The sequence below is a fragment of the Nocardiopsis sp. KDC1DS13DA1 genome, from assembly GCF_055632325.1.
On record NZ_JBVMUY010000052.1, the window covers coordinates 38,752 to 60,541 of the forward strand.

Below are 21,790 nucleotides of genomic sequence, written 5' to 3' on the forward strand. Positions count from 1 at the left end.
GTCACGCTGCTTCCTGCTCAGGGGTTGCCGAAAGTTCGGAGGTTCGAGCGGCGTTGAGTTGGGCGCGGCGTTTGAGGGACTCACCGACCGCCCGGAGTAGTCGGCGCTCCCGGGGAGCCACGTCCGGATCGGTGGGGCTAGCCAGTTCCCACGCGAACTGTCCGGAGTTGACCGAGGTCAGCGCCGGTGAGCGGGGGTCGTTCTCGTCCTCCTGGCCCTCGTTGTTCGGGTCGATCCCGAGCGCGTCCAGGACCCAGGCCAGCCGGTCCGCCTTGTGGTCGGCGAGGGTCTTGCCCGACCACTTCCGGGAGACGAGCACGCGGCGTCCGGCGTAGCCCAGGTGTTCGCGGCGGTGCGCTTTGGAGCGACAGAACCCGGGGCGGAGTCCCGCCTTGGGTTGGTCGGGTTGGATGCCGTAGCGGAGCCAGTTCGCGCACCGGGGCGAGCACGGTTCGAACCGCAGCGCGTCCAGCAGCCGGTCCACGTGCTGTTCCTGGGAGATCGTTTCGACCTCGTGGCACTCGGCGATGTCCTTGGTCAGGTACTTGGCCAGGTAGCGCACGCATCGGTCAGCGTCCGCCGAACCAGCCACGACCCCCTTGGCGTCGACCTGTCGGCCGAACCGCACCACGTGATGGGGTTCGGCGTCGGGATCCTCGTCCAGGGCGTCCAGCGCCTCGTCCCAGGTGGGCAGGAGTTCGCCCGTGGTCGGGTCGAGGTAGGTTCCGGCTTCCTCGTCCCACACCGGCAGGTGGTCACCCTCGAAGCGAACGGTGTCGGCGTTGGGCCACCACACCTGGTGGTAGGTCGCGGCGGCGATCTGGCGCAGCTCGGCCCGGGGGATCGTGCCCCGGGTGGCCATGTGCAGGTGCGGAGCCAACCGCCGTTGGGGTTCCACGGCCGCGAAGTACTGGACATCGAACCCGGCGACCCGGCGCAGGTTCTGCACGAACCGATCGACCAGCTTGGAGAAGTGGAGGGCGTCCCGAGCAGCCCGCCGGTAGTCGTAGGTCGCCGGGTCGACGGGGGTCCCGTCCGAGCGGACACGGCCGTAGGAGTCGAGGGTGAGGGTGATGAACAACGACGGCCGGAACGTCCGGCCGGTGTTGGGGTCGGTGTAGGCCCGCCCGACCGTCTTGCGGGTCATGGGTCGCTTGGGAAGGTCGGGCACGTCCTGACGCCGCTTGGTGGAGCGGACCCGACGCGACCCCGACGAGGAGGAACCCGAGCGGGTCACCGAGCCACGGAGCCCGGAGGCGGTGATCTCCTCATCCAGGTCCGAGATAGCCGCGTCCAGTGCGGCCAGGTCCTCAGCCGACGCCGAACCTGTGGAGGCGAGTTGTTCCCGTTCGGCGGTGACCACGGCCCGTTGTTCCACCCAGGAGCGTTGCACCTCCGAGGGCGGGTCAGGTTCCACCACGGGTTCCTCAGCCAGGTGCCAGCCCTCCTCACACTGGGTCCGCCGTAGCGACCGCTTCCGCTTGGCGCAGGCGGGACACCGGGATTCGAGGGTGGACCCACACGGCACGTCAACAATCTCGGTGGCACCAGTGGCGATGTCAGTGCGTCGAAGGGAGACCGGGCGGATGCACACCCCGTGGTCAGCGGCGACCTGTTCGGCCACCTCACGCGCCAGGGGTTGCGCGAGCCGTTCGGCACGCGTGGTCTTCCCGGTCGGTGTGGGCATCAGGCCACCTCCGACCCGTAGACCTCGGCCATGGCGGTGATGTCGTCGTCGGACACGTAGGCGGCCCGCACCCGGACCGGAGCCGGTGAGCCTTCCATGCGGACGTAGCCCACCCCGGGAAGCCCCGGGTCGATCAGATGCGCGTTCGCCCCACGGTCCCGGGCGCCCTCCCCCAGGATCATGTCCACCTGGGACGCCTCGTCCAGGCGCAGGGCGACCTTGTCCGGGAACAGGTTCCTAAGGTTCATGACCTCTTTCCGGGGGTCCTGGAGAGCGGCGAGCACCGAGAAGCCGACCGAACGGCCCTGGGAGGTGAGGGTGGCTATGGCGTTCTCGGCGCGGCGGCGCACGTCGCGGTCAGGGTGGTAGGCAGTCAGGAACGCCACCTCGTCCAGCACCACCAGGACGAACGGATCCGTGTTCGTGGGGACGTGGGAGCGCTGGCGACCGGCGTAGCGGCGTGCCCGGTCCTGCATCTGGCTCACGGCCAGTTCGAGGACGGCCACCGCGGATTCGCCATCATCGGCGTAGCGGGCGAACAGGCCCCGGCCGTAGGACAGCTCCATCCGCTTGGGGTCGATCGCCCACACCTGCGCGGTGTTGTCAGCGACGGCGGGGAGCATCGCGCGGATGGCGGACCAGATCACCGACCCCTTCCCCGACCCGGTCACCCCCGCCACCAGGACATGCGTCCCGTGCAGGCGAAGCCGCCACTCGGAACCGTCTTCGGTGACGCCGACCGGCAGTGCGGACAGATCCGCCTCGTCCGTAACGTTGAAGGCGTCCAGGGGTGCGGCCAACGTGTCGTGTCGGGGGAACTCCAGGGTGATCCGTCGAGGCCCCTCCACCACCACACGACAGGACGGGGCACCGAACCCGTGCGCCAGCTCGGCCACGCGGGTTTCGAAATCGACCGGGGAGGTCCCGGCCACCAAGGTCACCCGGACCCGGTCGGCCCAGGAGGTGCAGGAGACACGGCGGATGCGGGGGAGGTAGCGGCGTTCCTGGTAGGACTCGGCCAGCCCGGAGATGACCAGGACGGGTTGCCAGTGCCGGCGGTAGACCACCACGTGCCGCCACCACGCCAACAGACGCAGCGTCACCCACTGACGGTAGGAGTCCGGCCACACGCGCCACCACACCAGCGCGGCCACCGTGGCGGTTGCCCACAGCACGGCCAGGCCCAGCCAGCCGAACCACCACCACACCGCAGCGCAGGAGGCCAGCGAGCCGACCAAGACGGGGAACCGGAACGGCAACGTGACCAGGAACCGGAGCAGCCGCCACACCCACGAGGCGAGCACGACGATCCCGGGGGTCTCCACGATCGGGGTCGTCCATCGCACCCCCTGGGCCGGAGACGGCAGAGTCGGGGACGTCTGAGTGGCACCCACCTTGGACGGCATCAGACGTCACCGCCGTCCATGGCCTCGTGGAGGACCCGGTCCCGGTTGGTGCGCGCCCGTTCGGCGGCCTGGGCCGCATCGGGGTTGCCGTCCCGGTCCGCGATGAGCGCGAACACACGGGCCTTGAAGTCGAAGAACTCCGCCCACTCACCAGGGGTGGTGCGGGGGGTGTCCACCGCTTCCAGGAACAGCCGAACCAGCCGTGCGCCGGAGAGCCCGGACAGGTCGGTGGGGTAATCGGACATACTTGAAGACACCTCTTCACGAAGCTTTCGCAGGGTTCGAGTAGGGGTTTGAAGGGGCGGCTAGGTGTTGGCGCACCAGGCCGCCCCGCTTCACGTTCAGGCAGGGGTCAGGCGGCGTCCTTGCTCTGGGAGCGACGCCCACCACCGGCACCAGGAGCCTTCACCCCGCGCGCCCGCAGGGAGTAGGCCACCCGGGGGCGACGGCCGTTGTCGTCCACGTACGGCATGACCGCCATCTGCTCGAACTCCACCGGGCGGAACGGCAGCCCGGGCACCTCGTCCGGCAGCGTCGGGCACACCTCAGCTGCGACCTTGACCTTCACCGACTTGGCCTTGCCCCGCGCTTCCGGATCGGCGTCGATCACGTCCACCGCCCACAACGGCAACCCCGAGTCCTTGTCCAACTGCGGACGCTTGGTCTCGAAGTCCGTGATCGCTTCCACCCCCAGAGCGAAGGCCCCGTGCGGGAACACCGTCCCGAACTCCACCGGCAACGCACCCTGAATAGCCATGTCCATCCCCTTCGATTGTCGACCCCCCTAGACAGTCGCAGCGAGAGTCCGCCGAAGATCACTGTCTAGGGGTCTACGCAGAAGAAGATAGCAACCGAGGCAAGTCCTTGTCTAGGGGTCTACTCAGGCGGGTGTCCAAGCGACGACCGTCGCGTCGTCACTGTGCTTTCCGCGTGGGTATCGCACCTGGTCAGGGTCGATTCGTTCCTGTTGGCGCACGTGATCGATGACCGCGTGCGGACCCTGTTCGGCGATCAGGTCGAAGCAGTGAGCCCAGGTCATCGAGGTGAACAGGTCGATTCCTCGTGTGGCCCCATCGGTCAGGACGGCGAACGCCCGAACGTCGGCCAACGGGAGCGTTCCGGTGATGGCCTCGTCCGCCGCGCGAGGGTCGACGCCAGCGGTCCAGAACCCTCCGGGGACGTTGCGCTGAGACTGAATGGCCCGGGCGCGCTCCTGGGGGTCGGCCTCGTTGCCCACCCGGGCCTTGACGTCCTCCAGGCGGTCATCCGTGATGGCGTGGATCCCGTCGCCGTTGCCTTGCACGGCCAGGACCGAGTCCGACAGGACCAGGTACTCCAGGTCCGTGTCCGCCATCCGGACCATGACGACCGTTGCCGACGGAGTCTGTTGGTTGGTCAGGTCGCAGGTGTCGGAGTGCAGTGGGGCAGCCGTGGTGATGGCGTCGGCCAGGGCCTCGCGCAGAGGGAGCCAAGCGTCCAGGTTGGCGGCCAGGAGACCGCCCAGGCGGCGCGTGTACCAGGCCACCCCGTGCGAACACCCCGTGTCCCACCCCTTGGGGGCGCTGACACCGTCCAGCAGTACAACGCCGGAGGCGACCACGGCCGCGAAGTCCTCGTTGTCGCGTCCGGGGTGGGCGGGTTCCGTGGCCAGCCGGAAGGGCATGCGCTAGTCCTGGTCGTGGCGGTACAGGGGGGTGATCAGCTCGGTTCTGGTCGGTTCGTGCGTGTTTGGGTCGTACTCGGTGCGCACCAGCGCCGAGAAGCGATCGGTACGGACCTGTCCCCAGAGTGAGGCGATCTCCTGGGACAGCAAGTGTGCGACACCGCGTGAGCCCTGAGGATGGATGCCCGCGATGGCCAGGAAGGTGCCGTTGCCGTCAGGACGCGGGAGCCGACCGACGTACGCGACGTCCATAGGGAGTTGGGGATCCATCTCCTGTCCGGAACGGTAGCTCTCGCCCGTCTGGGTGTCGGTGAGCAGCCACAGGCCCGGTTCGGGGTTCTCCCACCGGAGCACGGGATCCGTGGCGTAGGCCGAGCGCATCACTTCGGACATGGCAGGGCCACACACCACGATCAGGTTGGGGCGGTTGAGGTCCACACGCCCGTCCACGGTGACGTGGTCGGGGTTCACCTGCATGTCGAAGCCGCGCACCAGCTGTTCCAGGGCTTGGCCGGTCGCCATGTCGTCCAGGGACAGCACGGGCCGGTCCTTGACCTGGTCGTGCCGCAAGGGCGTCGCGATCGTCACCGTGCCTACGCCGAGGAACGCAGCCTCAGGAGAGGGTCCCGTGTGGCGGATCTGGTGAATGCGTCCACGGCTCAGTCCCGCCTTGTCCGCGATCTGGGCATAGGACATCCCCTGCGCGTGGAGGTCCTGGATGAGACGCCGCCGCAGGCGGGAGAGCTCGGTGACCTCTTGTTGGGCCTCGGCCAGGCGTTCTGTGGCCGCACGCAGGAGGAGGAACGGATCCTCGATCTCCGCGATGCGTTCGTACTCGCCCGGCATAGTCACCCCCTCGGCTGTGAGACCCGAGTCTAGAACTCTAGACAGTGCGGGAGAAACACCGGGTGGCGAGAGGAGGGCCTTTGTCGAAGGACGAGGGGAGACGTCCTCACCGGTCAGGGCATCCACCGTGCGCAGGCGAGCCCGCCGACGGGGCATGCGAGGAGTCACAGCTTGCCGAAGGAGGGCAGGTCCGCCCAGACACACGTCCCCACCGGCTCCGGAACGGCTCCCCACTCCTTGGCCAACTGGTCGACGAGGAGCAGCCCGCGACCGTGTTCGGATGTCGCGGTGGAGCCCGAGGGGTTGATGTGCGGCGTCTCGTCCTCGCTGCCGTAGTCCACGACGGAGATGCGGACGCGGTCGCCGAAGTCGCGCACCCGGACGATGAACATGCCCAGATGTCCACGGCTTCGTGTGTGCAGGAGCGCGTTCGTGGCCAGCTCACTGACGACCAGTTCGGCGTCCTCGACGGCGGGATGTCCTTCGAGGAGCGCGCGCACGAAGGCGCGGGCTTTGGCTACTTCATCGACTTGTCCAGGGAACATGCGTGCCCAGCTACGCACATCGACCACCGCCGTCTAGAGGGGTATACACCTTGCTTGACGGCAGGCTACGCCAAGAAGCGCAGTCTATTCAATGAGTTCACTGCATAAGCTTGGTGATGTCCGAGGACACGCGCTCCACCAGCGACCGGCAGACATCCCCGCCAACCGCCACGGCTTCGAGCTGGGCGAAGGCGTCCCGGTACGCCGACACGTGGTCGGTTCCGGTCAGGGTCATCTCGGTTGTGTAGGTCTCCACCAGGACCCCGGCTTGGTCGCAGACTGTGAACCCGTGCGGAGGCAGCACCGGCAAACCAGTGCCCCACGGGATGACCGCTAGCGACAGGTTCGGCCTCTCCGCCACCTCCAGGAGATGAGCAAGCTGAGCGGCCATGAACGATCCCGACCCTGGCCAGGTGCGCAACGCCGACTCAGTGACGACGAACCGGAAGCTCTTGCCTCCATCGGTGAGTAGTTCAGCGAGGTCACCCACAGACGCCCCGGGGCCGTTGCGAGCCCCTGAGTAGTCGGCTGTCTGGAGGAGCGAAGGAATCATGGCGTCCTGGAACGCCCACACCTCAGCTGCGGTCACGAGGAGCTTCCGCCCGGCCCCGGCGACGAGGGACACGCCCGCGTCCACCCTCTTCTCTGAGGCGGTGGCGGCGTACATCTCGCGCCACTCGGCGGTCAGTCGTTCCGCCTCCCCTTGGGCGAAGGGCAAGGCCCGGATGATCTTCACGACCGCATCCACGCTGGAGACCCGGCGTCCGTTCTCCACTCGGGACACGGTCGGCTGTGTCACCCCCGCACGCGATGCCAGCTCGGCTCCCGAGAACCCCGCCCGCTTCCGAGCCTCGCGCAGTGTCTGCCCCGCGGCCTTCAGTCGTCCATCAGCCATAGGCAAGGTCTACCGCAGCTGAGGGGGGAACGTCAGTTGGCCCCAGCGGGTCATCGAACCAGGGGGCGCGCAGGGTAGAGGAGAGAGGCTACTGACTAGCGTTCCCCCGTGCTCCTGATCGGGGCTCCGGAGACTGTTCAAGCTGCTGTTCTCTCTTTCTCTGCTCGTTCTTTATCTCTTCTGCTCTCTCTGCGAATATCCGAAGCTGCTTTACAGAGCTCTCTTCACCGTCTCGCGAGTAATCATTAATCCCAATTTCTACAGAATTGAACTCCCTTTCAAGTTCGTCGGCAGTTCTTTGTAGATTCACTGCCCGTTCGCGATATTTGAAGTATCCAGTAATTCCGGTGGCGGATGCGACAAGGAAGCTGAGGATCGCGGCCCCCCATTCAAGCCCGGGGATGCTCGTGGATGCGGTTACCATGAGGGTTACCAGGGAGGAGGCAATGATGATAAAAAATTGAAAACGGTTGTGGATCGTCCTGTATTTCCGGGCGCTGCTCCTGTATTCGTCAATAGTTGAAGCCACTTCAGCATGGTAGGACCAGAGTACTGCGCTCCAGTTGTTGTCGGTCGACTGCTCTAGCTTTATTCGTGCGTATTTTCGGCGATCGCGCAGCTCCGAAAGCTCCTGCTTCCACTCATTATCCGCCTTGGTACCTTGATGCAAGCAAACGAAACCAAAAGCAGCAATACCTCCAAAAATAACTGACGCTACTACGTGAACAATGATTGGAGCCAGTAGGAAAGGTGTCAAAACAAGGGAAGCAGATGCAATGGAGAGCGTCGTAAATATAATGATTGCGCCAACGGCAATGCGCTCAATGTTGCCGTTGTATTCAAGTGCATTCTTGCATTCCTCTATTTTTCTTCTTAGCTCATCTATTTCGACGATCTGTGTTTCTGAAGATTCGCGGTCAATGTCTTCGCTCATTTTCGCCTATCTGACTCTTTGCTGAATTGGGCTGTATGGAATCAAGGCGACGGCGCGAGCGCCGTCGCAGCGGCCTCCGGCCGCCGCTCGGGCTGCGGGCTGCCGCCCGGTCCCGAGCGCGGCCGATGGCCGTCCTGATTGGCATTTTGACGCGACCCGCCGACGAACGGTTGCCGTTCCGGAGAAATCGGTTGATGACGTGCTCAGATCCCGAGGCACCCGATAGCGGATTGCGTCTGTCTCGGGTAACCGACACCAGCGCTATCGGGCACCTCGGCCCGGAACCGTGGTTGCCGAAGTTCTGGGGCTGGGGAGTGGTGGCGGGCGGAGGAGCGCACGCGCGGTGCCGCTGTGGTGGGCCGTCTTCCCCTACGTCGAGGCCGTGGGTGGCGACAGCAGCGTGACAGCAACGACAGCAACCGGGGGTGATCGACGGTGAACGCTGGTGGACACCCTCACAGGTGTGAATCCGCAAGTCACGCCACCTGCCCCGCCTGAAAAGCGGAAGGTCGGCGGTTCGACCCCGCCCCTAGCCACCTCTCGCAGACACGCGAAAACGCCCCGCCACCTGGGAAGACAGGCAGCGGGGCTCTTTGCTGTGCCGGTGGTCGTCGGTGGACCGTGGCGGGTGCTGGTGGATGGCTGCGGCCAATGCGCGGCCGTGTTCGGGAGCGGTCTGGTCCCGAACACGACTACACGTCCCCAGCCTGGTGCGGAGCCTAGTTGCAGAAGTCGTCGGTCACGATGACCTGGTTGGACGTCGACGAGTAGTAGCCGGCCCAGTCGATGCACTGGTTCGGCGCGTGCACGTACACGGGGCCGGCGTAGGTGGTGTACGCGTCGTCGTCGATCACCCATGTGCTGTCGCTGCTGCGTTTGACGGCCGCACCCATGTTGACCGCGCTGCCGGGTGTGTTGCGGACGGTGGTCACGCAGTTGTAGCCGTTGGAGTAGTTGTAGGTGACGTACACGGTCGCCCCCGAGATGTTGCGGCTGTCGAGCACCTGGTATCCACTGCCGCAGGCTCCGTTGTAGGAGGCGGCCGAGGCGGTGCCGGACGCGAGACCGACCGTGGCCGTGCTGACCATGGCCAGTGCACCGAGGTAGACGAGGGACTTGCGAATCCGGGACACAGGACTCCGTTCGTCGTCGTGCGTATCGCTCCTTGCGGCGCTTCGTTCGTTCACCCCAACCCACGCCGCTTGCCTTCCGCTTGCATGTGGGTTGTGTGCGCCGCTCGGGCCGTGAGGGGGCGCTGGTGGGTCGGTGGGGCCCGGCCGCCCTCCGCCGCTCACCGCCTGTCGTAGGTCAGGACGACCGTGCCGCTCTCCAGGGGGCGGGCGTTCCTGAGCGTGAGGCGGGTCGGTGAGAAGTCGGCCCGGAACAGCGGGACGCCCGTGCCCAGTACGACCGGGTAGACCTTGACGACCAGCGAGTCGATCTCCGGGAGCAGGGCGCCCGCCAGGTGGCCCCCTCCCGCCAGGTAGACGTCCCCCTCCTCCCCGGACTCCTCGGCCTTCAGCTCCCGGACCCGCTCCACGACGTCCGTGGCGATGACCTCCACCGAGGGGTCCCCGCTCTCTCCGAGGCTCCCCGACACCACGTACTGCCTCAGGTGGGCGTACGGGCTGGTGATCCCCAGCTTCAGGGCGGGTTCGTAGGTCGACCGGCCCTGGACGACGACCGCGAAGTTCGGGTTCGGGACGTCCACTCCCAGGTGTTCGCGCACGTGGGTGGGCAGGGTGTCCGGGAAGTCCTCGACGATGAGGTCGATCACGTCCTGGGTCACCGGGAAGTCGTCGATCTCGTCCCCGGGGCCCGCGATGTAGCCGTCGATGGACATGCCGACGTAGTAGACGAGCTTGCGCACAGGCGTCCTCTCTCCGTGGTCGGACGGGCGCGCGGCCCCTCTTCTCACGTTGCTTGTAGTACTTCGTGTGGAGTGGTTTAAATGTAGTACTACGTTTGAAGTGATGTCAATCCGACTGGAGGAGAATCGTCATGCGCAAGAATCCCGAGCGCCGGGCCGCCCTGCTCGACGCCGCCATCGAGGTGCTCGCCCGTGAGGGCGCGCGCGGCCTGACCTTCCGCGCCGTGGACCAGGAGGCGGGCGTCCCGGTCGGCACGGCCTCCAACTACTTCAACAACCGCGACGACCTGCTCACCCAGGTCGGCCACCGCTTCTACGAACGGCTGGAGCCCGGGGTCGACCTCCTCGCCGCCGCCCAGGAGGGGCCGCACGACCGCGCCCGTGTCGCCGAGCTCATGCACGAGACCGTGGGCCGGGTCAGCGACTTCCGCTCCGGCTTCCTCGCCCAACTCGAACTGCGGCTGGAGGCCACGCGCCGTCCGGAGCTGCGCCGCCTGCTCACCGAGCGGGTCCGCGCGGACCTCGACGCCAACATCGACTTCCACGTCCGTACCGGCTTTCCCGGGGGCGACACCTCCGTCACCCTGCTCTACCTGGCGCTGAACTGGCTGATCCTGGACCGGCTGACCCTGCCCGAGGTCATCTCCGAGGAACGCGCCCGCGAGCTGGTGGACGCGGCGGTCGAGCGCGTCGTTCCCGGGGGCGACGGCTCCGCCTGACGACGGTTCCGTCCGGAGGGGTTCGCGCGGGGGTGCGGCGGCTCCTGCCGGGGTCCGCCGTGCCCGTCACCGACGGTGACACCGCCCCCACCTGCGGGGACGCGTCCAACGAGGTGGGGGCCGGGTCACGGCGGGCCAGAGGTTTTGTTAGCCTTGCCTAACCAGCCCTCGCCATGCCGCCGACGGTCGGCGGAGGTTCGGCCACGCCCATGTTGAGGAGCCCTTTCGCATGCCCGCAGTACACCTGCCCAGACCCGCACGGTACGCCGCCGCCGGGCTCGCCCTGACCGCTCTCCTGTCCGCCTGCTCCGGAGGCGACACCGAGGACCCGGCCGCCCCGGACGGCGGCGGCGACGGCGCCTTCCCCGTCACCATCGACAGCGCCCTCGGCGAGGCGGTCATCCCCGAGCAGCCCGAACGCGTGGTCACCTGGGGATGGTCCGCCCAGGACGTCGTCCTCGCCCTCGACGTCATGCCGGTCGCCATGCCCCGCAACGACTACGGCGGCGACGAGAACGGCATCTTCCCCTGGGACGCCGAGCGGATCGCCGAGATCGGCGGCGAGAGCCCCACCGTCCTCACCGGAGCGCACGCCGACGCCCCGCCCCTGGAGGAGATCGTCGAGGCCCGCCCCGACGTGATCCTCGCCCCCAACTCCGGGCTCACCCAGGAGGACTTCGACCGCCTCTCCGAGATCGCCCCCACCGTCGCCTACCCCGACCAGCCCTGGGCCACCACGTGGCAGGAGCAGGTCGACATCGTGGGCAGGGCGCTCGGCATGGAGGAGGAGGCCGACGGCCTCCTGGCGCAGACCCGGGAACAGGTCGAGGGGCTCGCCGCCGAGCACCCCGTCCTGGAGGGCACCACCTTCTTCTACGCCGCCGCGAACGAGGCGGACGTGCTCAACGTCTACCGGGAGTACGACCCCCGCGTCGAGATGCTCACGGACCTGGGGATGGAGCCCAGCGCCAGCGTGACCGGTCTGGACGCCGACCCCGACGACTCGTTCTTCTTCCAGGTCTCCTACGAGAACCTCCAGGAGATCGAGGCCGACGTCCTGGTCATGTACTTCGCGGACGAGGCCGCCCTGGAGGAGTTCACCTCCGACCCGCTCGTCGCCGCCATGCCCGCGATCCGGGAGGACCGCTTCGCCCCGATCGTCGGCGAGGACTTCGTGATGGCCAGCAGCGCCCCCACCGTCCTGTCCATCCCCTGGATGCTCGACCGGTACGTGCCGGAGCTGGCCGCCGCGGCCGAGAACGTCGAGTAGCACGGACGCCGACATGACCACCACGACCGGGGGCGGGACCGGAACCGCCCCCGCCGTCCGACCACGCGGTCGGTTCCGCGCCCCGCTGGGCTTCGTCCTGCTGGGCGCGGGACTCGCGGCCGCCGCGGCGTGCAGCCTCGCGGTGGGGGCCAACCCCCTGCCGCTCCACGTCGTCGCCGACGCGCTGCTCAACACCGACCTGTCCGACCCGGAGCACCTGGTCGTCGTCGACCGGCGGGTGCCGCGCACCCTCGTCGGGCTCGCGGCGGGTGCCGCCCTGGGCATGGCTGGCTCGGTCATGCAGGGACTGACCCGCAACCCCCTCGCCGACCCCGGGCTGCTCGGGATCAACGCGGGGGCCTCCCTGGCCGTGGTGGCCGCGATCAGCCTCCTCGGTGTGGCCTCTCCGGGCGGATACGTCTGGTTCGCCTTCGCGGGCGCCGCCCTGGCGGCGACGGTCGTGTACGGGGTGTCGAGCCTGGGCCGCGAGGGCGCCACCCCGGTCAAGCTCGCACTCGCGGGGGCGGCCGTCACGGCCGCGTTGACCTCGATCGTGACGGCCGTCCTCCTCATCGACCAGTCCACCCTCGACCAGATGCGGTTCTGGCAGGTGGGCGCGCTGGCCGCCCGCGACCTGCCGGTGTTCCTGCGCACCGCGCCGTTCGTCCTGGCGGGGGCGGTCGTCGCCCTGAGCCTGGGGCGGGCCCTCAACGGCCTCGCCCTCGGCGAGGACGTGGCGCGCGGACTGGGCCAGAACCTGGTCCGCACCCGCGGACTGGCCGCCCTCGCGATCATCGCGCTGTGCGGCGCCGCCACGGCGGCCGTCGGGCCGATCGGCTTCGTCGGACTGCTCGTGCCGCACGCGGCACGGTTCGTCGTCGGCCTCGACTACCGCCTGATCCTGCCGTTCAGCGCGCTCGCCGCGCCGACCCTCCTCCTGGCCTGCGACGTCCTCGCGCGTGTGGTCGCGCGGCCCGGGGAACTCCAGGTGGGGATCGTCACCGCGGCGATCGGCGCGCCGCTGTTCATCGCCCTGGTCCGACGGGGAAGGGCGGTGCGGCTGTGACACGCGACCCGGGGACCGTGCGCGGATCGTCCGCCCCCCGGCCGACCCCCGACCGGCCGCCCGCCACCGTGCGGGGCGGCGCCGTCCGCGCCGTCCGCCTGCGCGGGAACCGGCGCGAACTCGGCGTCACACTCGTACTCCTGGTCATGCTTCTGGGGCTCATGGTGCTCGGGGTGAGCATGGGCCGGGCGTCGGTGTCCCTGCCCGAACTCGGCGAACTCCTCACCGGACACGCCGACCAGGTCACCCGCTTCGTCGTCGTGGAGCTGCGGCTGCCCCGCCTGCTCACGGCGGTGGCCGCCGGGGCGTGCCTGGGACTGTCCGGCGCCCTGCTGCAGAGCATCGTCCGCAACCCCCTGGCCAGCCCGGACATCATCGGTATCACCCACGGGGCCAGCGCGGCCGGGGTCGTCGGCGTGGTCTACCTGGGGATCAGCGGGCTGGCCCTGACCGGGGTGGTCTCCCTGGGCGGTGTCGGCGCGGCGGTCGCGATCTACCTGCTGGCCTGGCGGCGCGGCGTGGTCGGATACCGGCTCCTGCTCGCGGGCATCGGCGTGGCCGCCCTGGCCACGAGCGTCGTCTCCTGGGTCCTCACCCAGACGGACGTCCGCGACGCGACGGTGGCGCTGACCTGGATCACGGGCAGCCTGGCCCGCGCCGACTGGCCCACCCTGAACCCGCTGCTGGCCTGCGCCGGGTCCCTGGTGGCGCTGTTGGCCGTCCTGGGTCCTCGACTGCGCTCGTTGGAGCTCGGCGACGACCCGGCGGCCGCCCTGGGCGTCTCCGTGGAGCGCTCACGGCTCTGGCTGCTGCTGGTCTCGGTGGCGCTGGCCTCATCGGCGGTGGCGGTCACCGGACCGGTCGCCTTCGTCGCCCTGGTCAGCGCACCGATCGCCCGGCGTACCGTGGGGTCGGGGCGATTGGCCCTGGTCCCCGCGGCGCTGGTCGGCGCCGTGATCATGCTCGCGTCCGACCTCATCGCGCAGTTCACGATCCCCGGGATCACCCTCCCCGTGGGCGTGGTTACCGGTGTCGTGGGCGCTCCGTACCTTCTCTGGCTCCTCATGCGGACCAACCGGTCCGGGGCGGGTGGTTGACATGACTCTGACCGACAGCGGGAGGGCGGCGCAGCCGACCGGCGCCTTCACCTCCCTGGAGACCGAGGGGCTGACGCTCGGCTACGGGGAGGACCCCGTCGTCCACGACCTCACGGTCAGTGTGCCGCCGGGCGTGGTCACCTCGATCGTCGGCGCGAACGGCTGCGGCAAGTCCACGCTGCTGCGCGGCCTGGCCCGGCTGCTGACCCCGCGTTCGGGAAGGGTACTGCTCAACGGCTCGGACATCCACGGCCTGGCCACCCGCGACGTCGCCCGGGTCGTCGGGCTGCTGCCGCAGAACCCGGTCGCGCCCGAGGGGATCACGGTCGCCGACCTCGTGGGCCGGGGGCGCTATCCGCACCAGGGCTGGTTCCGCCGCTGGACGGCCGAGGACGACCGGGCGGTCCAGGACGCGTTGGCGGCCACGGACACGCTGGACCTCGCGGAGCGGTCCGTGGACGAGCTGTCCGGCGGGCAGCGGCAGCGGGTGTGGATCGCGATGACCCTCGCCCAGCGCACCGACCTGCTGCTGCTGGACGAACCGACGACCTTCCTCGACATCGCCCACCAGGTGGAGGTCCTGGACCTGCTGCTGGAGCTGAACCGGACCCAGGGCACCACGGTCGTCATGGTCCTGCACGACCTCAACCTGGCCGCGCGCTACTCCGACCACCTGGTGGCGATGCGGGAGGGACGGGTCTACGCCTCCGGGAGTCCCAGGGACGTGGTCACCGAGGAACTGGTCCGCGACGTCTTCGGGCTGGCGGCGAAGGTGTATCCGGACCCGGTCGCCGGTACCCCGTGCCTGTCGCCGCTGGTGCGCAACCCCGAGCACCTGCCGGGCTGAGGGGTGGCCCCGTGGCGCTCCTCCTGGGCGCCGGCCTCGTGGCGGCGGCCTCCGCCCGCACGGCGGCCGTCGACCGTGCCGGGTTCGGGCGGTCGCCCGCTCCCGGGCGCCGCGCACCGCGGCCGGACCGGTGCGGTGTGACCCGGACCGCGGCGCGTTCGCGGCCGCTGGGGTAGTGTCCGCGCACGTGAGCCACGCGATCGCCGCAGACGGCACCCGGATCTGGTACGACACCCTCGGTGGGGGTGAGCCCCTGCTCCTCGTCCACGGACAGTCCCTCGACCACACCATGTGGAACGGGGTCGCCGAGAACCTCGCCCGGCACCACCGGGTCGTCCGGATGGACCTGCGCGGTACCGGCGGCAGTGACGCCCCGGTCGACGCGCCCTACACGATGGACCTCCTCGCCCGCGACGCCGTCGCCGTCCTGGACGACCTCGGTGCCGGGCGCGCCCACGTCTACGGCTTCTCCATGGGCGGCAAGGTCGCGCAGACGCTCGCCGCCGCCTTCCCCGAACGGGTCGGAGCCCTCGTCCTGGGCTCGACCGCGCCGGGAGGCAAGCACGAGGTCGAGCGCCCCGCCGAGGCGTCGATGGCGCTGCGCAGGGCCAACACCGAGGAGGGGCGCGGGCTCATCGCGCACCTGTTCTACACACCGGCCTGGGCCGACGCGCACCCGGACACCGTCGCCACGATCGTGCCGCACAACCCCCTGCGCGCCCAGCGGCGGCACTACGAGGCCAGTCTCCACCACGACGGCTGGGACCTGCTCCCCGGCATCACCGCGCCGACCCTGGTCCTGCACGGCGAGGACGACGAGCTCACCCCCGTCGCCAACGCGAAGCTGCTGGCCGACCGCATCCCCGGCGCACGCCTGTCGGTCCTGCCCGGGGTCCGCCACGGATACCCGCACGAGGCGGAGCCCCAGGCCAGCCGGGAGGCCCTCGGCTTCCTGGCGCGACACCCGCTGACCCGCTGACCCGGGACCGGCGCCGTGCCCGAGGTCAGGCGGGCGGCCCCTGGTCGGTGCGCAGCCTGTCGAGCTGGCGCCGGTCGCGCTTGGTCGGACGGCCCGCGCCCCGGTCCCGCCGGATCACGGGTCCGGTCGCCTGGGGCGGAGGGGCGGGTGTCCTGTCGACGTAACACCGCGTCGCGATGGGTGCTCCGACCCTCTTGACGATGACATGGCTCACGTCGACCAGCCGCGTCGCGCCGTGCAGGCGGACGCGGACCTCGTCCCCGGCCTTCACCGCGGTGGCCGCCTTGGCGGGGCGGCCGTTGACGCGGACGTGGCCGCCACGGCAGGCCTGGGCCGCGTCCGACCTGGTCTTGGTGAGGCGGACGGCCCACAGCCAGCGGTCGACCCGGGTGGTTTCGGGTCCGGGCGGCAGGGGCGCCGACGGGTCGCTCACACCGTCTCCTCTCGGTCTCGTCGGGCGTTGTGAGTCACTTTAGGCGGCTGGCGGTACGAAGTACTCCGAAGTCGCGCTAGAGTTGTTCCTGCAACGAGGTCCTGTGGAGCAGTTAGGAGTGCTCGCCACCCTGTCAAGGTGGAGGCCGCGGGTTCAAATCCCGTCAGGACCGCAGCCGGAGCCCGGCACCGTGAGGTGCCGGGCTCCTGTCGTTGTGGGGTGGAACCCGCACGAGGGGGAAGGTCCCCCTCGGAGGCGACGACACCGGGCACGGAAGGATGACGGCACGTTGGGCTACCGGTACGCCACCGAGCGGGCGGACCACTCGGCGTTGGCGAGCGGCCAGGTACTGCGTTCGGCGCCCGGGTACCCGGGCTTTCCCGTGCGGCTGGCGAGTGAGCTCTTCCAACGCGCGCTGGCCCACGTACACGACACCCCGGTGCGCCTGTGGGACCCCTGCTGCGGCGGCGGCTACCTGGTGACGGTGCTGGGGCTGCTCCACCGCGACCGGATCTCCCACGTACGCGCGTCGGACGTGGACGCCGACGCGGTCGAGCTCGCGGCGCGCAACCTGGAACTGCTGACGGCCTCCGGCCTGGCGGAGCGTGAGGCGGAGCTGCGCAGGTCGGCCCGGGACTTCGGGCGGGTGGCGTTCGTGGAGCGGGCCGAGGCGGCGGCCAACCTCGCCGCCGGTCTGGCCGCGATGGGCGGTGACCTGCCGCACGACTCGGCGGTGGCCGACGTGTTCACCCTCGACGAACCGGCGGACGCCGACCTCGTGGTGACGGACGTGCCCTACGGGGAGATGACCCGGTGGTCCGGTGCCGTGCCGGGGCAGGACCCGGTGGGCGCCCTCCTGGCCTCGCTCGGCCGCGTCCTGCCGGAGCGGGCCGTCGTGGTGGTCACGGCGCGCACGCGGCGGATCGCGCTGCCCGAGGGGGTGCGCGCGCTCGAACGCGTGCGGGTCGGCAACCGTTCGGCGGTCCTCGTCCGCGCCCGCGACGTGGCGTCCTCCACCTCCGTCTGAGAACCGATTGCCGCCCACTCCGGAGTGGGAAACGTGACATCCGTGCCGGATCAGGCATATTCAGTTACGGAACGTGGCCGGCCTGGGGTGCGGTCCGCCGGGGTACGCAGAGGCGAACGGGGGTTGTCCTCATGACGGCACGAGGCGAGGGCGGGGTCTTCTGGGGGCGTCCGGCGCGTCCGGCCCACGGAGTGAACCGCGTGGGACCCTGCTCCAGGGAGGTCCCCACCGAGGACGGGACCGCCCTCACCCGGATGGACGACTATCCGGCCGTCGTACCGGACCGCCCCGTGCGCGGTCGGCACGGGTACCCGCACCGGCCGAGGTGAGCGCGTCCCACCGGGACCGAGTCCGCACCGCAGCCCAGTCCAGAAGGCACCACCCAGGAGACCCGGCACCATGGAGCTGTTCCCGCCCTTCCCGCTCGAGGCGTGGTCCGACACCAAGCAGACGCTGCACCGCTTCGCGCAGATCGTCGGCAAGGTGCGCCTGCGCCACAGCCCGCGCCGCAACCACTGGTGGCACGTGCCCTTCCACCTGACCGGTACCGGGATCACATCGCGTCCGATGGGGATGGTGGACGGGAACCCCGTGTTCACCGTCGACTTCGACTTCGTCCGCCACCAGCTGGTCGCGTCGAACATCGACGGGACCCGGGTGTCCTTCCCGCTCCAGGGGAACAGCGTCGCCTCGTTCTACCTGCGGTTCCAGTCCGCGCTGGACAGCCTGGGCGTGGACGGGAGCATTCCGGAGGCGCACCCGTTCGACCTTCCCGACGCCGGGCGGCCGTTCGCGGAGGACCACGAGCACGCCACCTACGTGCCCGAGCAGGCCACGCGGTACTGGCAGATCCTCAGCCAGGTCAACCTCCTCCTGGAGGAGTTCTCGGCCGGGTTCTCCGGCAAGACCAGCCCCGTGCACCACTTCTGGCACACGTTCGACATCGCGGTCACGCGTTTCTCCCCGCACCCGGTGCCGCAGCCGCGGGAGGCGGGTGAACTGATCCGCGAGGCCTACTCGCGGGAGGTCGTGAGCTTCGGGTTCTGGTTCGGGGACGACAACACCCCCGAACCGTGCTTCTACTCCTACACCGCCCCCGAACCCGCAGGGCTCACCGAACGGCGGCTCGCGCCCGCGTCGGCGGAGTGGGTGGAGAGCGGCCACGGGCACCTGGCGCTGCTGCGGTACGCCGACGCGCGCAAGGCACCGGACCCGCACGCCACCGTCCTGGAGTTCCTGGAGAGCGCCTACCGGGCGGGGGCGGAGCTGGCCGGGTGGGACATCGACGCGCTGGCCTGTCCCGGGGGGATCACCGACCCGTACCCGGCGGGCCGCTGAGGGACGCCGGGGCCGGAACCGGGGGCGTCGCCGCTCCCGAACGGGAACACCTCGCGATCTTGACCCGTTCTTTGGTGTGTGCGGAGTTTCTGGGGGAATGTGGCCCCGGAAGCGGAACGCGCGCAGAGCGCCCGCTGAGGGCACCCGGAGCGGGGGAGTGGCATGGACCTGACCGTCGTCGACGCGCCGGAGCGGTCGAGATACGAGGTGAGCACCGACGGGCGGGTGGTGGGCTTCTCCGCCTACCACCTCATCGAGGAGGGGGTGCTCGCCCTGCCCCACGTGGAGGTGGAGTCCTCCTTCGAGGGCAGGGGGGTGGCCAGCACGCTCGTACGCGAGTCCCTCGACGACATCCGGGCCCGCGACCTCAAGGTCGTGCCGATCTGCCCGTTCGTCCAGGCGTTCCTGCAGCGGCACCCGGCCTACGGGGACCTGGTCCAGGGGGCCTGAGGCCGATCCGTCCGGAGCGGACGCCGCGCACGGACGGACAAATCTACGCGTAACAGAACAATTACCTTCCCGCGACGGTGTGGAGCCACGGGTGAGTAGCCCGGGGTCGGGGGTATACGGCAACGACTGTCCGTTTCCCCGGAGCGAAGGAGCTCACCCGTCGTGTTAGTCGCAGACGCATCCCCCACCCTCAACGAACGCGTCACCGGCGCCATCGGGGACTTCAACAACGACATCCTCTGGGCCTGGGGCGTGATCCCGCTCCTGGTCGTCGTCAGCCTGTACTGCACCATCGGGTCCGGCGCGGTCCAGCTCCGGATGCTGCCCGAGATGTTCCGGGTGCTCAGGAGCAGCCCGGAGACGGCGCCCGACGGCAAGAAGGCCGTGTCCTCGCTCCAGGCGTTCATGATCTCGGCCGCGACCCGCGTCGGCACCGGAAACATCGTCGGTGTGTCGGTCGCGATCGCGCTGGGCGGTCCCGGCGCCGTGTTCTGGATGTGGCTGATGGCGACGGTCGTCGGCGGTGCCAGTTTCGTCGAGTCGACGCTCTCCCAGCTGTACAAGGTGCGCGACCGGTCCGGGTACCGCGGCGGCCCCGCGTACTACATGGAACGCGCGCTCGGCCAGCGCTGGCTGGGGGTCCTGTTCGCGGTCATCCTCCTCCTGACCTTCCCGATGGTGTTCAACGCGGTGCAGAGCAACACCATCGCCGGGGCGGTGAACAACTCCGCCGAGACCCTGGGCCTCGGTGCGGGGGCGGGGCTGTCGGCCGCTGTGGGCGTCGTGCTCGTCGTGTTCACCGGCCTGGTGATCTTCGGCGGCGTCCGCCGGATCGCGCACACCGCGCAGGCGCTCATCCCGTCCTTCGCCGCGCTGTACGTCGTGATCGGCCTGGTCATCATCGCGATGAACTACCAGGCGGTCCCGGCCGTGTTCGCCATGATCTTCGAGCACGCCTTCGGCCTGCGCGAGTTCGGCGCCGCCACGCTCGGCACCGTGATCATCCAGGGCATCCGCCGGGGCATGTTCTCCAACGAGGCGGGGCTGGGATCGGCCCCGGTGGCGGCGGGCAGCGCGTCGGTGACGCACCCGGTCAAGCAGGGCCTCGTGCAGACGCTCGGCGTGTACTTCGACACCCTGGTCCTGTGCACGGTCACCGCCTTCATCATCCTGTTCGCCTGGGAGGGGTCGTTCGACAGCGGGCTGGAGGGCGACCTGGCCCAGCAGGCGGTCATGACGTCGCTCGGCCCGTGGGCGCTGCACCTGATGACGCTGATCATCCTGCTGGTCGCGTTCACCTCGGTGCTCGGCAACTACTACTACGGTGAGTCCAACGTCGAGTACCTGACGACCAACCGGGGTGTGCTGTTCGGGTACAAGGTCGTGTTCCTGACGGCGACCTTCCTGGGGGCGCTGGGCTCGATCGACCTGGTCTGGACGCTGGCGGACACCACCATGGGCGCCATGGCGCTGACCAACCTCGTGGCCATCACGCCGCTGGCACTGATCGCGTTCCGCCTGCTCAAGGACTACAACCAGCAGCGTCGGGAGGGGCGGGACCCGGTGTTCACCCGGGACCGGACGCCCGACCTGCGCGGGATCGAGTGCTGGGAGTCGGAGGAGGCGGTCCTCTCCGGCGTCCGGAGGCAGGGGTCGGACTGAGCCGTCCGCGCCGACTCCGGGCGGGGGCGGCGGCCGGGCCGAGGGCCGGGTCGCCGCCCCCGCCGCAGGCGCGGGGCGAGTGGGTCCGGCGAAACGTGCGCATCACGACGAAGCACGGAAACCCCCTTGTTTAACGGCATCCGTGTTCTTTCGGTTACGAAGACGAAGCGCTAGTGTTCTGCATCACAGTTGTGGCGCCCGTGTGTCTCGCCGAGGGAGTCGGATGTCCATCGTCTCGATCGAGCCCGCCACCGCCGAGAGGTGGTCGGACCTGGAGAACCTGTTCGGACCGACCGGAGCCTACGGGCACTGCTGGTGCACGTTCTTCCGCAGACGCGCGAAGGACCACACGGCGAGCACCTCGTGTGAGCGCTCCCAGCGGGGCGTGGACAACCGGGGGGAACTGCGCCGGCTGACCCTGGAGGGGCGCGTCCCCGGGCTGATCGCCTACGACGACGACGGGCCCTGCGGGTGGGTGTCGGTAGCTCCCCGGGAGGACTACATCCGGCTCTCGCGGTCCAGGTCCCTGCGGCCCGCGGACCCGGGCGAACCGGGGGTGTGGGCGCTGGTCTGCTTCTGGCTGCCGCCGAGGCGGCGGCGCAGGGGGCTCGGCAGCCGCCTGCTCGACGGCGCCATCGAGTACGCCAGGGCGGGCGGAGCGCGGGTGCTGGAGGCCTACCCCGTGGACACGGTGGGCGGTCGGGCTCCCAGCGCGGAGGTCTACACCGGGACCGTGGAGATGTTCCGGAGGGCGGGGTTCTCACTCGCCCCGCACCACGCCAGCGAGCGGCTGGTGGCCCGGCTCGCGCTGAAGGCGGACTGAGGCCGGACGGCGCGGACGGTGCCGAACCGACGGTGGCGGAGCCGACCGGAACGCCGCCGACGAGGGCGCCCGGGAACCGGGGGAGGGTATCCCGGCGGCGCGCGGGCGGAGGTCGGCGCGGTCGATCCACGCGACGGTCCGGTGCGCGGACCCGACCCGTATCCTCCGGAACCGGGAGCTGACGACCGCCTGTCCGTGGTCGGCCCGATCGTCGGTGACCGCCGCGAAGAGTA

At 69.7% G+C, this 21,790-nt stretch carries 24 protein-coding genes and 2 tRNA genes; 14 read left to right on the forward strand and 12 right to left on the reverse strand.

Annotated elements, in window-relative coordinates; all coding sequences use genetic code 11:
• Position 1 precedes the first annotated feature (1 nt).
• From ACTVAJ_RS28135 to ACTVAJ_RS28175, 9 genes are all read right to left on the reverse strand, one after another.
• Complete coding sequence (locus ACTVAJ_RS28135) at positions 2-1,687, reverse strand: replication initiator (RefSeq protein WP_470391313.1); 1,686 nt, start codon at positions 1,685-1,687, stop codon at positions 2-4.
• Positions 1,687-3,093 (reverse strand): FtsK/SpoIIIE domain-containing protein, encoded by a 1,407-nt coding sequence (locus ACTVAJ_RS28140; RefSeq protein ID WP_470391314.1) that lies wholly within the window; start codon positions 3,091-3,093, stop codon positions 1,687-1,689. Before ACTVAJ_RS28140 ends, ACTVAJ_RS28135 begins: the two co-directional genes overlap by 1 nt.
• Positions 3,093-3,338, reverse strand: a complete 246-nt coding sequence (locus ACTVAJ_RS28145) for a hypothetical protein (protein ID WP_470391315.1) — start codon at positions 3,336-3,338, stop codon at positions 3,093-3,095. The genes ACTVAJ_RS28140 and ACTVAJ_RS28145 overlap by 1 nt, the downstream gene beginning before the upstream one ends.
• 107 nt (positions 3,339-3,445) lie before the next feature.
• Complete coding sequence (locus tag ACTVAJ_RS28150; protein WP_470391316.1) at positions 3,446-3,850, reverse strand: plasmid replication, integration and excision activator; 405 nt, start codon at positions 3,848-3,850, stop codon at positions 3,446-3,448.
• A 123-nt stretch (positions 3,851-3,973) separates the two neighbouring features.
• Positions 3,974-4,756, reverse strand: a complete 783-nt coding sequence (locus ACTVAJ_RS28155) for a protein phosphatase 2C domain-containing protein (RefSeq protein WP_470391317.1) — start codon at positions 4,754-4,756, stop codon at positions 3,974-3,976.
• 3 nt (positions 4,757-4,759) lie between these two features.
• The gene (locus tag ACTVAJ_RS28160) at positions 4,760-5,602 is read right to left on the reverse strand and encodes a sigma-70 RNA polymerase sigma factor region 4 domain-containing protein (RefSeq protein WP_470391318.1); all 843 of its coding nucleotides are present in this window, start codon (positions 5,600-5,602) and stop codon (positions 4,760-4,762) included.
• Between the two features lie 164 nt (positions 5,603-5,766).
• A complete protein-coding gene (locus ACTVAJ_RS28165; protein ID WP_470391319.1) occupies positions 5,767-6,147 on the reverse strand; it encodes an ATP-binding protein in 381 nt (126 codons plus the stop codon).
• 97 nt (positions 6,148-6,244) lie between these two features.
• On the reverse strand, positions 6,245-7,042 hold the full coding sequence (locus ACTVAJ_RS28170) for a helix-turn-helix domain-containing protein (protein ID WP_470391320.1): 798 nt from the start codon (positions 7,040-7,042) through the stop codon (positions 6,245-6,247).
• An 88-nt stretch (positions 7,043-7,130) separates the two neighbouring features.
• Positions 7,131-7,976 (reverse strand): DUF4231 domain-containing protein, encoded by an 846-nt coding sequence (locus ACTVAJ_RS28175; RefSeq protein WP_470391321.1) that lies wholly within the window; start codon positions 7,974-7,976, stop codon positions 7,131-7,133.
• Between the two features lie 457 nt (positions 7,977-8,433).
• On the opposite strand from ACTVAJ_RS28175, the gene ACTVAJ_RS28180 reads away from it, so the two are divergent.
• Positions 8,434-8,512: transfer RNA gene (locus tag ACTVAJ_RS28180), tRNA-Phe, on the forward strand.
• Positions 8,513-8,695: 183 nt separating this feature from the next.
• On the opposite strand, the gene ACTVAJ_RS28185 is transcribed toward ACTVAJ_RS28180, so the two are convergent.
• Together ACTVAJ_RS28185 and ACTVAJ_RS28190 are read right to left on the reverse strand one after the other, a co-directional pair.
• Positions 8,696-9,109 carry a spore-associated protein A gene (locus ACTVAJ_RS28185; RefSeq protein WP_470391322.1) on the reverse strand — a complete coding sequence of 138 codons (414 nt, stop codon included), beginning with the start codon at positions 9,107-9,109 and terminating at the stop codon, positions 8,696-8,698.
• Positions 9,110-9,267: 158 nt separating this feature from the next.
• Entirely contained in the window at positions 9,268-9,846 is a 579-nt protein-coding gene (locus ACTVAJ_RS28190; RefSeq protein ID WP_470391323.1) for a dihydrofolate reductase family protein, read from the reverse strand.
• 131 nt (positions 9,847-9,977) lie between these two features.
• Here ACTVAJ_RS28190 and ACTVAJ_RS28195 point away from each other — a divergent pair, with 131 nt between their 5' ends.
• The 6 genes from ACTVAJ_RS28195 to ACTVAJ_RS28220 all read left to right on the forward strand — a co-directional run bounded on the left by ACTVAJ_RS28195 (position 9,978) and on the right by ACTVAJ_RS28220 (position 15,824).
• Entirely contained in the window at positions 9,978-10,565 is a 588-nt protein-coding gene (locus tag ACTVAJ_RS28195) for a TetR/AcrR family transcriptional regulator (RefSeq protein WP_470391324.1), read from the forward strand.
• A gap of 229 nt (positions 10,566-10,794) precedes the next feature.
• Entirely contained in the window at positions 10,795-11,835 is a 1,041-nt protein-coding gene (locus ACTVAJ_RS28200) for an iron-siderophore ABC transporter substrate-binding protein (protein WP_470391325.1), read from the forward strand.
• 13 nt (positions 11,836-11,848) lie between these two features.
• Complete coding sequence (locus ACTVAJ_RS28205) at positions 11,849-12,901, forward strand: FecCD family ABC transporter permease (protein WP_470391326.1); 1,053 nt, start codon at positions 11,849-11,851, stop codon at positions 12,899-12,901.
• Positions 12,898-13,998 carry a FecCD family ABC transporter permease gene (locus ACTVAJ_RS28210; RefSeq protein ID WP_470391327.1) on the forward strand — a complete coding sequence of 367 codons (1,101 nt, stop codon included), beginning with the start codon at positions 12,898-12,900 and terminating at the stop codon, positions 13,996-13,998. The genes ACTVAJ_RS28205 and ACTVAJ_RS28210 overlap by 4 nt, the downstream gene beginning before the upstream one ends.
• A 1-nt stretch (position 13,999) precedes the next feature.
• Entirely contained in the window at positions 14,000-14,845 is an 846-nt protein-coding gene (locus ACTVAJ_RS28215) for an ABC transporter ATP-binding protein (protein ID WP_470391328.1), read from the forward strand.
• Positions 14,846-15,032: 187 nt separating this feature from the next.
• Positions 15,033-15,824 carry an alpha/beta fold hydrolase gene (locus tag ACTVAJ_RS28220; protein WP_470391329.1) on the forward strand — a complete coding sequence of 264 codons (792 nt, stop codon included), beginning with the start codon at positions 15,033-15,035 and terminating at the stop codon, positions 15,822-15,824.
• Between the two features lie 25 nt (positions 15,825-15,849).
• On the opposite strand, the gene ACTVAJ_RS28225 is transcribed toward ACTVAJ_RS28220, so the two are convergent.
• Positions 15,850-16,257, reverse strand: coding sequence for an RNA-binding S4 domain-containing protein (locus ACTVAJ_RS28225; RefSeq protein ID WP_470391330.1), 408 nt, complete (start codon positions 16,255-16,257; stop codon positions 15,850-15,852).
• Between the two features lie 97 nt (positions 16,258-16,354).
• Here ACTVAJ_RS28225 and ACTVAJ_RS28230 point away from each other — a divergent pair.
• From ACTVAJ_RS28230 to ACTVAJ_RS28260, 7 genes are all read left to right on the forward strand, one after another.
• Positions 16,355-16,429: transfer RNA gene (locus ACTVAJ_RS28230), tRNA-Asp, on the forward strand.
• A 117-nt stretch (positions 16,430-16,546) separates the two neighbouring features.
• A complete protein-coding gene (locus tag ACTVAJ_RS28235; protein ID WP_470391331.1) occupies positions 16,547-17,284 on the forward strand; it encodes an rRNA methyltransferase in 738 nt (245 codons plus the stop codon).
• Between the two features lie 131 nt (positions 17,285-17,415).
• A complete protein-coding gene (locus tag ACTVAJ_RS28240) occupies positions 17,416-17,613 on the forward strand; it encodes a hypothetical protein (protein WP_470391332.1) in 198 nt (65 codons plus the stop codon).
• Positions 17,614-17,683: 70 nt separating this feature from the next.
• Positions 17,684-18,622 (forward strand): DUF5996 family protein, encoded by a 939-nt coding sequence (locus tag ACTVAJ_RS28245; RefSeq protein WP_470391333.1) that lies wholly within the window; start codon positions 17,684-17,686, stop codon positions 18,620-18,622.
• Between the two features lie 162 nt (positions 18,623-18,784).
• The gene (locus tag ACTVAJ_RS28250) at positions 18,785-19,072 is read left to right on the forward strand and encodes a GNAT family N-acetyltransferase (RefSeq protein ID WP_470391334.1); all 288 of its coding nucleotides are present in this window, start codon (positions 18,785-18,787) and stop codon (positions 19,070-19,072) included.
• 162 nt (positions 19,073-19,234) lie between these two features.
• Positions 19,235-20,734 carry an alanine/glycine:cation symporter family protein gene (locus ACTVAJ_RS28255; RefSeq protein ID WP_470391335.1) on the forward strand — a complete coding sequence of 500 codons (1,500 nt, stop codon included), beginning with the start codon at positions 19,235-19,237 and terminating at the stop codon, positions 20,732-20,734.
• Between the two features lie 223 nt (positions 20,735-20,957).
• The gene (locus ACTVAJ_RS28260; protein WP_470391336.1) at positions 20,958-21,557 is read left to right on the forward strand and encodes a GNAT family N-acetyltransferase; all 600 of its coding nucleotides are present in this window, start codon (positions 20,958-20,960) and stop codon (positions 21,555-21,557) included.
• Positions 21,558-21,790: the final 233 nt, after the last annotated feature.

What these genes read in the sequence shown, in the direction of transcription:
- ACTVAJ_RS28135 (WP_470391313.1), bottom strand. Translation starts at nt 1,687, where the DNA reads ATGCCCACACCGACCGGGAAGACCACGCGTGCCGAACGGCTCGCGCAA.
- ACTVAJ_RS28140 (WP_470391314.1), bottom strand. Translation starts at nt 3,093, where the DNA reads ATGCCGTCCAAGGTGGGTGCCACTCAGACGTCCCCGACTCTGCCGTCT.
- ACTVAJ_RS28145 (WP_470391315.1), bottom strand. Translation starts at nt 3,338, where the DNA reads ATGTCCGATTACCCCACCGACCTGTCCGGGCTCTCCGGCGCACGGCTG.
- ACTVAJ_RS28150 (WP_470391316.1), bottom strand. Translation starts at nt 3,850, where the DNA reads ATGGCTATTCAGGGTGCGTTGCCGGTGGAGTTCGGGACGGTGTTCCCG.
- ACTVAJ_RS28155 (WP_470391317.1), bottom strand. Translation starts at nt 4,756, where the DNA reads ATGCCCTTCCGGCTGGCCACGGAACCCGCCCACCCCGGACGCGACAAC.
- ACTVAJ_RS28160 (WP_470391318.1), bottom strand. Translation starts at nt 5,602, where the DNA reads ATGCCGGGCGAGTACGAACGCATCGCGGAGATCGAGGATCCGTTCCTC.
- ACTVAJ_RS28165 (WP_470391319.1), bottom strand. Translation starts at nt 6,147, where the DNA reads ATGTTCCCTGGACAAGTCGATGAAGTAGCCAAAGCCCGCGCCTTCGTG.
- ACTVAJ_RS28170 (WP_470391320.1), bottom strand. Translation starts at nt 7,042, where the DNA reads ATGGCTGATGGACGACTGAAGGCCGCGGGGCAGACACTGCGCGAGGCT.
- ACTVAJ_RS28175 (WP_470391321.1), bottom strand. Translation starts at nt 7,976, where the DNA reads ATGAGCGAAGACATTGACCGCGAATCTTCAGAAACACAGATCGTCGAA.
- ACTVAJ_RS28195 (WP_470391324.1), top strand. Translation starts at nt 9,978, where the DNA reads ATGCGCAAGAATCCCGAGCGCCGGGCCGCCCTGCTCGACGCCGCCATC.
- ACTVAJ_RS28200 (WP_470391325.1), top strand. Translation starts at nt 10,795, where the DNA reads ATGCCCGCAGTACACCTGCCCAGACCCGCACGGTACGCCGCCGCCGGG.
- ACTVAJ_RS28205 (WP_470391326.1), top strand. Translation starts at nt 11,849, where the DNA reads ATGACCACCACGACCGGGGGCGGGACCGGAACCGCCCCCGCCGTCCGA.
- ACTVAJ_RS28215 (WP_470391328.1), top strand. Translation starts at nt 14,000, where the DNA reads ATGACTCTGACCGACAGCGGGAGGGCGGCGCAGCCGACCGGCGCCTTC.
- ACTVAJ_RS28240 (WP_470391332.1), top strand. Translation starts at nt 17,416, where the DNA reads ATGACGGCACGAGGCGAGGGCGGGGTCTTCTGGGGGCGTCCGGCGCGT.
- ACTVAJ_RS28245 (WP_470391333.1), top strand. Translation starts at nt 17,684, where the DNA reads ATGGAGCTGTTCCCGCCCTTCCCGCTCGAGGCGTGGTCCGACACCAAG.
- ACTVAJ_RS28250 (WP_470391334.1), top strand. Translation starts at nt 18,785, where the DNA reads ATGGACCTGACCGTCGTCGACGCGCCGGAGCGGTCGAGATACGAGGTG.
- ACTVAJ_RS28260 (WP_470391336.1), top strand. Translation starts at nt 20,958, where the DNA reads ATGTCCATCGTCTCGATCGAGCCCGCCACCGCCGAGAGGTGGTCGGAC.